Annotated in this window: 14 protein-coding genes and 1 rRNA gene; 10 read left to right on the plus strand and 5 right to left on the minus strand. The window is 41.0% G+C overall.

Features of this window, described 5'->3' with window-relative positions; genetic code table 11:
- Positions 1-81: 81 nt before the first annotated feature.
- Entirely contained in the window at positions 82-1,164 is a 1,083-nt protein-coding gene (locus tag BLP92_RS15570; RefSeq protein WP_090843879.1) for an NAD(P)/FAD-dependent oxidoreductase, read from the minus strand.
- A 658-nt stretch (positions 1,165-1,822) separates the two neighbouring features.
- Here BLP92_RS15570 and BLP92_RS15575 point away from each other — a divergent pair.
- Entirely contained in the window at positions 1,823-2,059 is a 237-nt protein-coding gene (locus tag BLP92_RS15575) for a YuzB family protein (RefSeq protein WP_090843896.1), read from the plus strand.
- A 40-nt stretch (positions 2,060-2,099) separates the two neighbouring features.
- Positions 2,100-2,336 (plus strand): hypothetical protein, encoded by a 237-nt coding sequence (locus tag BLP92_RS15580; RefSeq protein ID WP_090843880.1) that lies wholly within the window; start codon positions 2,100-2,102, stop codon positions 2,334-2,336.
- Positions 2,337-2,372: 36 nt separating this feature from the next.
- Here BLP92_RS15580 and mqnE read toward each other — a convergent pair whose 3' ends face one another.
- Complete coding sequence (gene mqnE / locus BLP92_RS15585; RefSeq protein WP_090843881.1) at positions 2,373-3,467, minus strand: aminofutalosine synthase MqnE; 1,095 nt, start codon at positions 3,465-3,467, stop codon at positions 2,373-2,375.
- 179 nt (positions 3,468-3,646) lie between these two features.
- On the opposite strand from mqnE, the gene BLP92_RS15590 reads away from it, so the two are divergent.
- Positions 3,647-3,997, plus strand: a complete 351-nt coding sequence (locus BLP92_RS15590; RefSeq protein ID WP_090843882.1) for a HesB/IscA family protein — start codon at positions 3,647-3,649, stop codon at positions 3,995-3,997.
- Between the two features lie 162 nt (positions 3,998-4,159).
- Here the strand turns inward: BLP92_RS15590 and BLP92_RS15595 are convergent, their stop codons facing one another.
- Positions 4,160-5,152, minus strand: a complete 993-nt coding sequence (locus BLP92_RS15595) for an NAD(P)/FAD-dependent oxidoreductase (protein WP_090843883.1) — start codon at positions 5,150-5,152, stop codon at positions 4,160-4,162.
- A 369-nt stretch (positions 5,153-5,521) separates the two neighbouring features.
- Between BLP92_RS15595 and BLP92_RS15600 the strand changes: the two genes are divergently transcribed.
- The 3 genes from BLP92_RS15600 (at position 5,522) to BLP92_RS15605 (ending at position 7,954) form a co-directional block, all read left to right on the plus strand.
- Entirely contained in the window at positions 5,522-6,730 is a 1,209-nt protein-coding gene (locus BLP92_RS15600; protein WP_090843884.1) for an NAD(P)/FAD-dependent oxidoreductase, read from the plus strand.
- Positions 6,731-7,438: 708 nt separating this feature from the next.
- Complete coding sequence (locus tag BLP92_RS18100; RefSeq protein ID WP_175444328.1) at positions 7,439-7,573, plus strand: YuiA family protein; 135 nt, start codon at positions 7,439-7,441, stop codon at positions 7,571-7,573.
- Positions 7,574-7,627: 54 nt separating this feature from the next.
- Positions 7,628-7,954: a YuiB family protein gene (locus BLP92_RS15605; RefSeq protein ID WP_090843885.1), complete on the plus strand. Its 327-nt coding sequence runs from the start codon at positions 7,628-7,630 to the stop codon at positions 7,952-7,954.
- A 44-nt stretch (positions 7,955-7,998) separates the two neighbouring features.
- Here the strand turns inward: BLP92_RS15605 and BLP92_RS15610 are convergent, their stop codons facing one another.
- Positions 7,999-8,478, minus strand: coding sequence for a divergent PAP2 family protein (locus tag BLP92_RS15610; RefSeq protein WP_090843886.1), 480 nt, complete (start codon positions 8,476-8,478; stop codon positions 7,999-8,001).
- Between the two features lie 437 nt (positions 8,479-8,915).
- Between BLP92_RS15610 and BLP92_RS15615 the strand changes: the two genes are divergently transcribed.
- From BLP92_RS15615 to BLP92_RS15625, 3 genes are read left to right on the plus strand one after another with little or no spacing between them, the layout of a single operon-like run.
- Entirely contained in the window at positions 8,916-9,494 is a 579-nt protein-coding gene (locus BLP92_RS15615) for a TRAP transporter small permease (protein WP_244516887.1), read from the plus strand.
- Positions 9,495-9,525: 31 nt separating this feature from the next.
- On the plus strand, positions 9,526-10,803 hold the full coding sequence (locus BLP92_RS15620; protein WP_090843887.1) for a TRAP transporter large permease: 1,278 nt from the start codon (positions 9,526-9,528) through the stop codon (positions 10,801-10,803).
- Between the two features lie 59 nt (positions 10,804-10,862).
- Positions 10,863-12,113 carry a DctP family TRAP transporter solute-binding subunit gene (locus BLP92_RS15625; protein ID WP_090843888.1) on the plus strand — a complete coding sequence of 417 codons (1,251 nt, stop codon included), beginning with the start codon at positions 10,863-10,865 and terminating at the stop codon, positions 12,111-12,113.
- A 42-nt stretch (positions 12,114-12,155) separates the two neighbouring features.
- Here the strand turns inward: BLP92_RS15625 and BLP92_RS15630 are convergent, their stop codons facing one another.
- Positions 12,156-12,740 (minus strand): biotin transporter BioY, encoded by a 585-nt coding sequence (locus BLP92_RS15630; RefSeq protein ID WP_090843889.1) that lies wholly within the window; start codon positions 12,738-12,740, stop codon positions 12,156-12,158.
- A gap of 699 nt (positions 12,741-13,439) precedes the next feature.
- Between BLP92_RS15630 and BLP92_RS15635 the strand changes: the two genes are divergently transcribed.
- A 16S ribosomal RNA gene (locus tag BLP92_RS15635) occupies positions 13,440-13,617 on the plus strand; the annotation flags it as partial.

The following is a 13,617-nucleotide window of genomic DNA, read 5'->3' on the forward strand; positions in this document are numbered from 1 at the left end:
TTAAATAAGAGACCTCCGAAACGGAGGTCTCCTAAACATTTTCTGTGCAGTTCATTCCAGCAGTCAGAAGCAATGGTCCTTCTAGGAACCGGAATGATGCTTGTACATCCATAAAACACCTGATTTTAATACACGCGGAACGCGTCCTGTGAGCTGGCGTTCTCCCATAAGACCAAAGCCGTGCTTCTTGCCAAGAGAGCCAAGGACACCTTTCAGCTTCATCTTTGGCATTGTCTCAGGAAATGGTTCGCCATTCCATTTTTTTCGCAGAAGCACTGCTATTTGATCCCCCTGCGCTTCTGCAAGCTGTGCACTTGGAGCATGTTCAGAAGAAGAGCAGTCTCCCACCATATAAACATTTTCAAAGGAAGGGATAGTATGGTATTTCGTAGTGATGACTCGTCCCATTCTGTCAGTTTCAAGGCTGTGCTCCGCAGTGAGTTTTCTGACAAGCTTATTCGGCTGCACTCCGGCAGTCCAGATAATTGCATCCAGCTCTTCAGGCTCTCCATGATTATAAAGAGTTTTCCAGTCTACTTCTGTAATATTTGCCCGGTTAATAATGGTAATGTTGTTTTCAATAAACCAATCTGTTACATAGGAATATAGTTTCTTTGGGAACATCGAAAGAATATTTTCTCCACGGTCGTACAACCGAATATTTAAATCTTCTCTGCTTTCCCGAAGCTCACTGGCAGTCTCTACACCGCTCAGCCCGCCTCCTACAATAGCTACTTTCCCCCCGTGCGGGACGTTCTGGATAATCTGATTTGTTTTACGTGCCCGGCGCATGCTCTGGATGCTAAGAGTTTTCTCCTCCGCCCCAGGAACACCGTGGTGCTTATCCTCACAACCTAAGCCGATAATCAGGTCATCATAAGTAAGTGTGTTTCCTGATTTTAATTCTACTGTGTTATCCGCTAAACGAATATTAGTAATAGTATCACAGACATGATGAAGGCGTTCGTCTTCCGGAAAAGAAATCCGTAAGTGCTGGTCTGCAACAGTACCAGCTGCCAGTGCATAAAATTCGGTCTTTAAACTGTGGTAAGCTTCCCGTTCTACCAGTGTGATGGTGACGTCGCGAACTTCTTTATCCGCTAACAGCCTTTGGATCACACGAAGTCCTCCGTAGCCACCGCCTAAAATTACAAGATGACGCACGAAATCAACCCCTTTCAATCGTGCAAAAGGAGAATAAACAGCTGAAATCCCAACGTTTATCACTTCTTCTAACGATATATTGTTTTAACAATGCCATTTTCAATATACCAGTTTTATGAAGAGACTACAATCAAATTTGAAAGCGTTTCAATTGTAAGATAAATCAGAAAATAAGGCAGCTGATTAATTTAATAGCAGGGCAGTTTTTTGTCTGAATTAAGGATCTTCACCATAATATGCAGGAGACAAATAATATAAAAAGATAGATCTATTGATTATCGATTTATTCGGAAAAAATTTGCCGGTAGGATGCGATGTCTGAGGTTTCAGTTTCTTCGCTTTGCCGAGGAGAAAGCTTTCGGCAGAAGCAGAGCGTCTTACCGCATTCCAGAGAAGAAACTCTTTCTTTCCTTTTGATAAAAAACATTCACTATAATATATCTGTCTCTTATTTGTTTTTTCTACCCTGCTTCGCAACTACACTTTGTGGTGAAGAACCTTTATCATTACATTCTTTGTAAAAATTAACGGTCTGGAGAAAAAATATAAGCAGAAAATTCAATAGCTGATGTGAGAGGAAGAAGCTGAACTTGTTGACAAAATACAGCTCTGCCCATTAGCATAAACAATGATGAAAGAAAGTATTGAGGTGAACAAAATGAAACCAATTATTGAATTTTGTATTAGCAACCTCGCCAGTGGAACACAGGAAGTCATGGCAGAGCTTGAAAAAGATCCAGATCTGGATGTGATTGAATATGGATGCCTCAGTTATTGCGGGATGTGTTCAAGAAACCGTTATGCACTCGTGAATGGCGATATGGTAGTCGGGGATACGAATGAGGAGCTAATCAACAATATATATCAGCATCTGGATGAAAATCCGATGTTTTAAACGCAGGTAAACAGTTTAATCAGGAAAGCAGGTGGTGGGGATGGGACCTATCCCGTTTGAACATACTTGGCCCTATGAAAGACAGATGGGGGAAATATATGTAAGTGAATGTCCGTACTGCCGGGAAGACAATGTGCTTACGCATATGAAGGATGCAGCTTTGGCAAGAGCGAAAGAGGGCGTGAAAACCCGGATTAATTTTCCCTGCTGTCATAAAACGATGGTTATTCTGGAAGCGGACGATGATTATTTTTGGACCAATGAACCGCTGCGATAAAAAAGATGCCTCCGGGTTTACCGGAAGCATCTTTTTTTAATACGTTTTAATTACGTTATAGAAAGTGTCACGTTCTACAGGAGTTTTTCCTGCGCCCTTAATAAGGTGCACGAGTTCTGCGCGAGTAAGGCTTTGAGAAGTTAATGCCCCGACAGAATGAGAAATACGCTCCTCAATCAGTGTGCCGTGGATATCGGAGCTTCCAAAAGCAAGGGACATCTGTGTAAGCTGCACACCGATATTAATCCAGTAAGCTTTAATATGATCAAAGTTATCAAGCATTAAGCGGCTGATTGCCACGGTGCGAAGATCATCATAAGCGGACGTACGGCGCTTCAACCCGGCACTTGCCTTTCTCGGCTGCATCGCTAATGGAATAAACACCATAAATCCATTTGTTTTATCCTGCAGCTGACGCAGACGGTCCATATGAATTAATCGTTCTTCTTTTGATTCAATAGAGCCATACAGCATTGTCGCATGAGTACGCAGGCCAAGGTTGTGGGCAATCTCGTGCGCTTCCAGCCACTGATCTGTTGAAGCTTTATCCGGGCTCATTTTTGCACGGTAATTTTCCGTTAAAATTTCTGCGCCGCCGCCTGGGAGTGTATCCAGTCCAGCTTCCACGAGCTGTTCCATTACCTGCTGCATTGTCTGCCCTGAGTGGCGTGCGAAGAATTCAATCTCCGCACCGGTGTACGCTTTGATCGTAACCTGAGGATAATGCTTCTTCAAAGTGCGTACAGTATTTAAGTAATAATCGAATGGGACATCTGTATTGTGTCCGCCGACAATGTGGAATTCCTGAATATTATCATTCCATCGCTTCTGGACATACTCCAGGAGTTCTTCTTCATGCATCGTATATGCGCCTTCTTCTCCCGGTTTACGCTTAAATCCGCAGAATGCACAGCTTGCTTCACATACATTCGTAGGATTAATATACAAGTTCTCAATAAAGTAAACATTGTCTCCATTTTTCTGCTCATTCACCTGACTCGCAAGCTGAGCTACGGTAAGTAAATCGGGTGTTTCATATAACTTTAGACCGTCTTCAATTGTAAGACGTTCTCCATTTTGTACCTTCTGCTGAATTGCCTGCAGCTGATCGTCCAGTAAAATCGTACTCATCTGAATCCCCTGCCTTTATTATGTTAAACGAGCCTCTATATTCGAAGCACGAACTATTTCTATCTTACCACCAACCGAATAACGTTGCCAAACTTTAGATTGAGGGTCTGAAAATTTGTAGAGAGGAGACGTCGTTGTTATAATAGAAGAAGCAATATATACAGAGGAGGCAGATCACTATGATTACTATTACTGAAGCAGCAGCTGCTCAGATTAAAACAATGATGGAAGATGACGCAGATGCGAAGTTTATGCGTGTAGGTGTTCAGGGTGGCGGCTGTACTGGTCTATCCTATGGCATGGGGTTTGAAACAGAAGTTCACGAGGACGACCAGCAGGTAACGATAAATGGAATTGATCTCGTCATAGACGAGGAAAGCGCGCCGATGCTTGATGGCGTCAAGATTGACTTTAAAACTAATATGATGGGCGGCGGCTTTACTTTGGATAATCCCAATGCTATTGCCAACTGCGGCTGCGGTGCTTCGTTCAGAACTGCCACAAACGCCGGTGCTCCCGAAAATTGTTAACTTATTAACAGCTGTTCCTGCATGCAGGGGCAGCTGTTTTTTTAAATTAACAGAATAAAGCTGTTCTACATGAAAAGGGTGCTCCCAGAATAGGAAGCACCCCTTTGACTAAAGAAATAATAAAGTAATTACATAGTCTTCTAAATTAAGCCCGCGCGGCTGTTAAAATAAGCTCGTGCTGTGACCCGCTGTAGCTTTTGCCTTTGGATCAATATAAACTTTTGCTTTATTTACCGCGGTAGGAGCTTCACCGAAGCCGGTAGCAATCAGTTTCGCTTTGCCGTCATACGTTACAATATCTCCTACACCGTAAATTCCTTCAATATTTGTTTCCGTATTGGAATTCACTAAAATCGAATTTTTCTCAATTTCGAGCCCCCAGGTTTTAATAGGTCCGAGGTTAGAAACAAACCCGTAATTTACAATTAATGAATCGATATCCACTTTCTCCGTTTCACCATCTTTGTGCTTTAAGGTAACACTTGTGATTTTATCATCTTCATAATGAAGCTCATCTACATTATAAGGAGTTTTCACAGTGATTTTTTCAGAGTTTTCCATCTGAGAAACACTGTGCTCGTGCGCACGGAACTTATCCCGGCGGTGGACGATCATTACTTGCTCTGCAATGTCTTCCAGCATGAGCGTCCAGTCTACAGCAGAGTCGCCGCCTCCCGCGAGTACAACACGGTCCCCTGCAAACTGATTTAAGTCATTAACAAAGTAATGCAGATTTGTTTCTTCAAAACGTTCCGCACCTTCAATTTTCAAACGGCGGGGCTGGAATGCACCTACGCCGGCTGCAATAATTACCGTATGGGTATAATGCTCTTCTTTATTCGTCCGCAGTGTGAAAATACCCTCGCTGTCTTTTTCAATATCTTCCACTGACTGATCCAGGACCACTGCAGGATCAAAGTACATTGCCTGCTCTACAAGGTTATCAACAAGTTCCTGTGCGCGTACTTTAGGATATCCTGCGACATCATAAATATATTTTTCAGGATACAGCGCAGAAAGCTGGCCACCCAGCTGTGGCATTGCTTCTACTATTTTTACTTTCATTTGACGCAGCCCAGCATAAAAAGCCGTATATAAACCGACGGGACCTCCGCCTATAATGGTAATATCATATATTTCGCGATCTTGGGACACAATACATGGCACCTCCATATTTTATTTCTACTAAACTATTATAGACTTTCCTGCACTTAATGAAAAGTCGATTGTTTTGAGAGGGCTTATTCTTGAGAAATTCCACAGAAATAGATATAATTATATAGGAAAGTGAATAAGTTCATTTATTGTTCAAAAAGTAGTTGAAATGCGTTAGTAAACGTCCTATGATTGTAAGGGGTCTCATATGTTAACAATCAGCAGTACGTAAAGCTTACGTTTTTCAGTTGCTTCTCTTTTTACAGAGGTACGTGAAAGAAATCACAATATTGTATGCCGAACAGTGAAACTGCTGTTTTTTTTGTGTGAAGCTTAATGCTGTAAAATTATTAAATTGGAGTGAATACAATGAATAAAAAGCCGAAGATAGTAATACTTGGTGCAGGTTACGGGGGCATGATCGTTGCTTCAAGACTGCAGAAATCTACAGTAGTGAAAGATGCAGAAGTAACACTGGTAAACAAGCATGATTATCATTACCAGACAACATGGCTGCATGAACCTGCGGCTGGAACGATGCATCCTGACAAAACAAGAATGAAAATTGACAGCGTGATTGATACGCAGAAAATCAATTTTGTGAAAGATACAGTAGTAGAAATCAAGCGGGAAGAAAAGAAAGTCGTACTCAGCAATTTAGAACTGGACTACGATTATCTCGTACTTGGTCTTGGCTCTGTGCCGGAAACTTTTGGTATTCCCGGCGTAAAGGAACATGCATTTTCTATTCGCAGCGTAAACTCTGTGCGCTTGATCAAAGATCATATGGAATATCAGTTCGCAAGCTACAACAAGCAGGATGAAAAGTTTGAAGAGACATTAACTTTCGTAGTAGCAGGGGCTGGTTTTACTGGAATCGAATTTGTCGGTGAATTGACAGAACGGATTCCTGAGCTTTGTGAAATGTATGATATTCCAAGAGAAAAAGTTCGTCTTGTTTCAGTAGAAGCTGCTCCGACAGCGCTGCCGGGATTCGATGAAGAGCTCGTAGAATACGCAATGAACGTGCTTGAAAGCCGCGGCGTTGAATTTATGATCAATACTCCAATCAAGGAAGTACGAGAAGACGGTGTATTGTTGAATGATGATTCTTTCATTAAGTCCAGCACCGTAGTCTGGACAACTGGAGTCAGAGGAAATCCAGTAGTGGAAAAGTCAGGCTTTGACGCTATGCGCGGCCGTATTAAAGTAACTGATGACCTGCGCAGCCCGGAAGACGAAAATATTTTCGTTATCGGAGACTGCTCGCTGATTATCAATGAAGAAATCAACCGCCCTTATCCTCCTACTGCGCAAATTGCAATCCAGCAGGCGTATACTTGTGCAAACAATTTAAAAGCACTGGTAGAAGGAAAGAAAGAACTTGAAACTTTTAAGCCGGATATTAAAGGTACTGTAGCATCCCTCGGCGGAAAAGAAGCGATCGGTATTGTTGGTTCCCGAAAAGTTTACGGAAACTCTGCATCCGTAGTGAAAAAGATGATCGATAACCGTTACCTTCTGATGCTTGGCGGCATGCCGCTTGTAATTAAAAAAGGTAAATGGAAAATGTTTTAAAGAAGATGACGTTCTCTCTGTGCAGAGGGCGTCTTTTTTTATTTGCTGCCTTGAAAATAAAAGTTCCGCTAAAAAGAAGTAATATTGCTGTTTCACTTTCGGAGAGGCTTACCTAAGGGCTTGTTCTCGACTAATTTCTTTCCCAGGGCACGGCTTCCATCGATCCACAGACAGCAGGACAGAGACCGCCATGTTGTCTTGAAGAACCAGGATCGATTCCGCTCGTGCTTCGTGACCAGGCCACTTGGATTCTCCAACTGCGCTCGTGCGTCCTCTCCTTCGTTACACAGCAGTATTAATTTTCATACTTCATGGTGCAAAAATTTTGCATGAGTGTCTCTGTTAATGTTCATTGTTGATAATAATAGAAGACTTCACTATAACTGGCCTGCCGTGGGCGAGTTTCTCCGCTTTCATCCCGGTGGCTTTCCAACCGACATCTCACTCCACGACAAGGGAAGAAAAAAATCAGCAGGCACTGCATTAGCTCCTTCTAAAGCAAAATTTTTTCGAATAAATACTCTACAGACATAATTAAATTTCTTTGAATAATAAAAAATCATTTGAAAGAAAAACTGACAAAGAAAGAGCATAGAACGAATGTTTGCGCTTACATAGCTTAAAATGACGGAATATTGAATTTTCTTATTCAAATAAAATCTGGTATATTATCAGAAATATCTGATAATTAATAGAGGGGGATATAAAATGTACCATCGTAAACATACGAAACAGTCTGAATGTGCTTATTGTACAGGCAAAGGTTATCATCAGCTGCTGCTCGGGGGCAGTGAAACCTGTTCGAGCTGCCAGGGTTCAGGTAAAAGAAATAAGCATTCATGATTGACGCCGCCCTTTCAATTCAGTAAACTGTTTTTGACTGAGTGAAGGGGGCACATGTACGTGTTAAATTTACCACAGCTGATTATAGCAATTCTGCTGTACTTTGTATTGTTTTTTGGGATCGGGTTTATATTGAATATGCTGCTGCGCTCTACTTGGACGATGGCGCTGATATACCCCGTAGTAATTTGGTTTATGATTGACGATGCCGGATTTTTTAGTTATTTCACGAATCCCGGAGGATCGTTTTCCAGCCTTGGAAATAATTTTGTTTCCCTGACTACTGCAGATATTATCATTTTAATATCAGGTATGATTGGAGCTGTACTGTCTGGCATTGCCATTCGTATGCTTCGTGTGCGAGGCTATCAAATGTTTTAAAAAAAGCTGTCTGTCCGGCATTCCGGGACAGACAGCTTTTTATCTTATATTGGGAAAATCAGATAAATAATAATTGCTAAAAATATGCCGAGCAGTCCGCCGAAAAAAACTTCTATCGGTTGATGGCCAAGCAGTTCTTTTAATTCATTACGTTTTTCTTCTGCCTGTTTTTCAGGCCAGTGTTTCATTTCCTCTCTCACTTTATTAAAATCCATAACAAGCTGGTTCAACACCGTAGCCTGATAACCTGCATGGCGCCGAATCCCGGTGGCATCAAACATTACAATGATGCCGAAGATAGCTGAAATAGCAAAGTAAGGAGAATCAAGTCCATACTCGATAGCTAAAGCTGTGGAAAGTGCAGTTACTGCACCTGAATGTGAACTGGGCATACCTCCAGTACTTGTTAACAGATCCCATCCTACTTTCCTCGTAGCAATATATTGCAATGGTACTTTTATAAATTGGGCAAATCCAATTGTAAACAGTGCTACTAGTAAAGGGAAGTTAAAGAATAATTCCATTCCTGATGATCGTCCTTTCCGCATAGCTGCTTAATCTAATGTGGAGATATTATATCACATTCCTGCACTGGAGAACGAACGTTAACTTGCAGGGTGTCATCGAAATGAGTTAAACTGTGAAATCATGTTTAAAATAATGAAATACAGGGAATTTAGGGTGTTAAGTCGCTTTAAGGCAGTGAATGAACGTTGTAAGCAGGTGAGTCGTGCTTTATAGCAATAATTGCCGAAAATGGCTGAAAATGTACCTAGACAGCTTTTGAGTATTTTAGGAACTTGTTATATCCTTTTTAATAGGGTACTCGTCATTAAATTACATATTTAAAGTAAACACATGCGTAAAGGACAGCATGTGATAAAGGGAACATGAAGTGTTTCCTTTACTTGTTTTTACCGGCACTTTACAACTGTATATTAAAATAAGGGGGGATGGGCGTTTGAAAAGTATTATGCAATGGCTGTCTGCTGCACTTATTACAATTTGGGGCTTAGTTAAAAAAGTCTTACTGGTGCTTGACGCTGCACTTCATACTATTGAGAAGTTTATTTTGAAGTGGGCAATCATCGTAATATCCGTAATGACTTTCGGTAACGTCCTGTTTAGAATGGTCACCGGAGGAAGCTGGCATTTTGCTGCAGAAATCAGCAGGCTGTCTATCATTGTAGCAAGCTTCATCGGGATCAGTTATGCAGCCAGAAAAGGCAGACATATCAGCATGTCCGCATTTTTTGATTTATCACCAAAACCTGTAAAAAAAGTCCTTTCCATCATTAATCCGTTCGTTACGGCAATTATCTTATTTGTAGTATGCTACTTTGCTGTACTTTATACTCATGGAATTTATCAAAGCGGCCGTACTACAGCAGCACTGCAGTTTCCGTTCTGGCTGATGGTAGTGGCAATTCCGATCGGATGTTTCCTTGGCGGTATTCAATTCCTTCGAAACATGTGGGTGAATATTGTAAATAAAGAAGTGTATCTCGCTCAAGATAAAAAAGACTATAACGAACAGTAACGCCAATTAATAGGGCAGAGAGGAACATTTTATGATTTGGGCATTATTGGGAATAATGATTGTCTTACTGTGTCTTGGTTTTCCAATGATGATTCCATTAATAGCCGGACCTTTAGTGATGCTTATGTTTTTCGATGTTGGTCCGGACCCTACCATTATGATTCAGCAGATGGTAGAAGGAATTTCATCATATGTACTAATTGCTGTACCGCTTTTTATCTTTGCGGCAGATATTATGACATCAGGAAGAACTTCCACAAAACTTCTGGACTTTATAGGTTCTTTTGTGGGGCACCTTCGCGGCGGGTATGCAATTACTACTGCTGCAGCCTGTACAATGTTTGGTTCCATTTCGGGATCTACACAGGCGACTGTAGTAGCAATCGGTAAACCGATGCGCGAAAGATTATTAAAAGTAGGCTATAAAGATTCAAGCGCAATAGCACTCATTATTAATTCAAGTGACGTAGCATTATTAATTCCGCCGAGTATTGGCATGATCATTTACGCTCTGGTGGCACAGGATGCTTCAGTTGGAGATTTATTTATTGCAGGTATTGGTCCAGGTGTACTTATCTTTTTGTTTTTCGCAGTTTATGCTTTTATTCATGCGAAAATTTATAACATACCGCTTGCTCCTAAACCTTCCTGGAAAGAAAGAAGAACTTTTACCTTAAAAGCGCTGCTTCCGCTGGGTTTCCCTTTTATTATTATCGGGGGGATATATACAGGACAGTTTACGCCTACTGAAGCTGCAGGAATCTCTGTACTTTATGCATTGATTCTGGAAGTATTTATCTACAGATCTATCAAATTAAAAGAAATACCTGAGATTGCACTTTCTTCAGGTATCGTTACATCCGCAGTATTTGTGCTGGTGGCAGCAGGTCAGGCATTCAGCTGGGTAATTTCATTTGCGAGGATCCCAAATATGCTCACAGAGGCAGTGCTTCCGGCTGAACCAACAGCAATGAATGTACTTATTATAGTGGCTATCTTCTTTTTTATAGGATGTATGTTTGTAGATCCTATCGTAGTGATTTTGATTTTGACGCCAATTTTCTATCCTGTCGCAATGACAGCAGGTGTCGATCCGATACATCTTGGTGTAGTTATCGTATTCCAGGCAGCTTTAGGTTCGGCAACACCACCGTTTGGGGTGGATATATTTACCGCGAGTGCGGTGTTTAATAAATCCTATTTGGATGTTATACGTGGAACACCGCCATTTATCGTAATGCTTTTGATTGTGGCAGTATTAGTAATAATGTTTGAAGATATTTCTCTATTCCTGCTGAATATGTTTTAAAGTTGAGTAGAGAATTATTTTTAAAATAAATAAAACTATTTATGGGGGTATGTAAACAAATGTTAAAGAAAACAGGTTTATTAACAGGAGCGTTATCATTAGGTCTCGTGCTTGCTGCATGTGGAAATGATGGAAATAATGAAGGGAACAACGGAGCGGCGGACGATGGAGCGAATAATACAGCGAACGATACAAATACTAATAACGCTGACAACGGTGAGGACGCAGAAGGAAATACTGGTGAAACAGTAGATGTGGATCCTCAGGAATGGCGCTTTGTAGTAGAAGAAACGCAAGGCCAGGTGCAGTACGTGTATGCGCAGGAATTCGCGGATCTGGTAAGTGAAAAGTCTGATGGAGCGTTAACGATCGATGTATATGAATTCGGTGCACTGGGAAGTGAAGTAGACCAGGTAGAGCAGCTTACCGATGGTGTCGTGGAATTTGCAATTATTTCTCCGGGTTTCACAGGAACTCTTGTACCTGAAGGAAATATTTTTGCTCTCCAGTTCCTATTTACAGATGATCAGCAGATGAATCAGGATATCCTGAACGAGTCTGAAGCAATTAATGAACACCTTGCACCATTATATGAAGAGCAGGGTATTATGCCGCTTTCTTTCTGGACTGAAGGTGCAATGCAATGGACAGGAAATTCAGAGCTTCGTACACCGGACGATTTTGACGGCTTCCAAATGAGAACGCAGGAATCACCGTTAATTTTAGAATCTTACAGTGCCTATGGAGCTAACCCTACTGCGATGAGCTGGGGAGAATTATACACTGGACTTCAGCAGGGAGCTGTAGATGGCCAGGAAAACCCTATTTTCTTTATTGCTGATGCGAACTTTAACGAAGTACAGGATCATATGACGATCTCTAACCACAACATGTACGTGACGATGACGACAGCAAATCCAGATTTCTACAATGGTCTGGATGATGATACCCGTGGCATCATTGATGAAGCGATTGAAGAGATGAGAGAACGCGGCTTTGAAATTCAGGAAGAGCAAAATAATGATTTCCTTTCTCAAATTGAAGATGACGATGAGAACCCAACAGAAATCTATGAGCTTTCTGAAGAGGAGCGGGACGCGTTCCGTGAGCTTGCACTTCCTGTAAGAGACTATTACCGTGAAAATGGCGGGGACCAGGCAGCAGAAATCCTTGATATGCTTGAGCAGGAAATTGAAGATGCAAGCGGTGAAGATATCGGTGCAGGTGAAAGCGGCAACGATGCTGATGATACAGAAGAAGATGCAGATGAGGATATGGAAGCAAATAACGAAGCAGAAGATAACGAGTAATTTCATAAAAAAAAGCTGCCGGATTTTTTCCGGCAGCTTTTTTTACACTGCTTTTTGCAATGAAGGACGGATTATTCTGCGGGCATGAAGCTGAGCAGCTAAAGAGGCAGCTAAAAAAACTAAGATAGTATCTTTTATAAAGAAGGGAACCATGCCAAGTGAGATTGCTGTAATACTTGCGTCAGTTACACCCAGAATAAAAAAAGTATAAAAATAAACATATGGGACGCCGATTCCATAGTTGAACAATAATCCCACAAAACCAGCTGCAAAGAAAGCGGATTTTGTTTTATTGTTCGTTTTTTCTAAAATAAGACCTGAAAAAAATGCAATAAATAAAAAAGAAATAATAAAACCGAATGTTGGGGAAGCAATCGCGGCAAAGCCATTACTGAATCCAGCGAACACGGGGGCGCCGGTAAAGCCAAGCAATATGTATCCGAGCATAGAGAAAGTACCAACTTTTTTTCCAAGTGTAACTCCCGCCAAAACAGCAACAACTGTTTGAAATGTTAAAGGCACGCTCCCTATAGTAACAATCGCAGCCATATTAGCTCCGACCGCCATAAGAGCAATGAACATAGCGGCGTAAGTAAGCTCAGACGTAGAAATAAAAGTTTTTTTCAAGTGAAATTCCTCCTAATGTTAACTTTATTTTTATTTAGTTAACAATAGAATAAATAAAATAATTTGAACTGTCAAACTAATTCGAGGATTTCTTTTAATATGATCAGCATTGATTATTTAAATAGGTTCAATAAACTTCTCTATGTTAGTGAATATAAAAAATCATTAGACAGCTACATTTTGTGATGATGAGTTTTTTATAATTGTATTTTTTTCAGCGGGGTGGGAAAGCTGCAGATGCTGAACATTTAAAGTGTTCCGGAAATTGCAAATATGTGTTCTTAAAAATTTCTTTGTAAAAAGTATTGACCTATGAAGATACTCTCTTTAGAATTAATCAGGCTGACTGCATTTCGCAGCCTGTAACTGGACGGCAAAAACCAGTTATAATTTTTTAAAATAATACTTGCTTTAAATATATTATTTTGATATAGTATTAATTGTCGCTGAAACGCGAGGAAACAAACTGAAGAATTTTTTACCAAACAGAATGATAAAAACTGTTGACGATTCTTTAGCGAAATGATATTATTTAAAAGTCGCCAAAAACGAGCGGCATTCACATTTGCTCTTTGAAAACTAAACAAAAGACGAAGAAGAAGGTAAAGAGAATGAATCATTCTCTGTCAATTTTTTAAGCAAGCAAAGAATCTTTAGCCAGATTCAGTTTTGAACGTCAGAAGTTCAGACTTCTACCATTTATTGGAGAGTTTGATCCTGGCTCAGGACGAACGCTGGCGGCGTGCCTAATACATGCAAGTCGAGCGCAGGAAACAGGCAGAACCCTTCGGGGGGACGCCTGTGGAATGAGCGGCGGACGGGTGAGTAACACGTGGGCAACCTGCCTTCCAGATCGGAATAACCCCGGGAAACCGGG

Origin of the sequence: Alkalicoccus daliensis (genome assembly GCF_900103955.1) — a bacterium.
Lineage (GTDB): Bacteria > Bacillota > Bacilli > Bacillales > Salisediminibacteriaceae > Alkalicoccus > Alkalicoccus daliensis.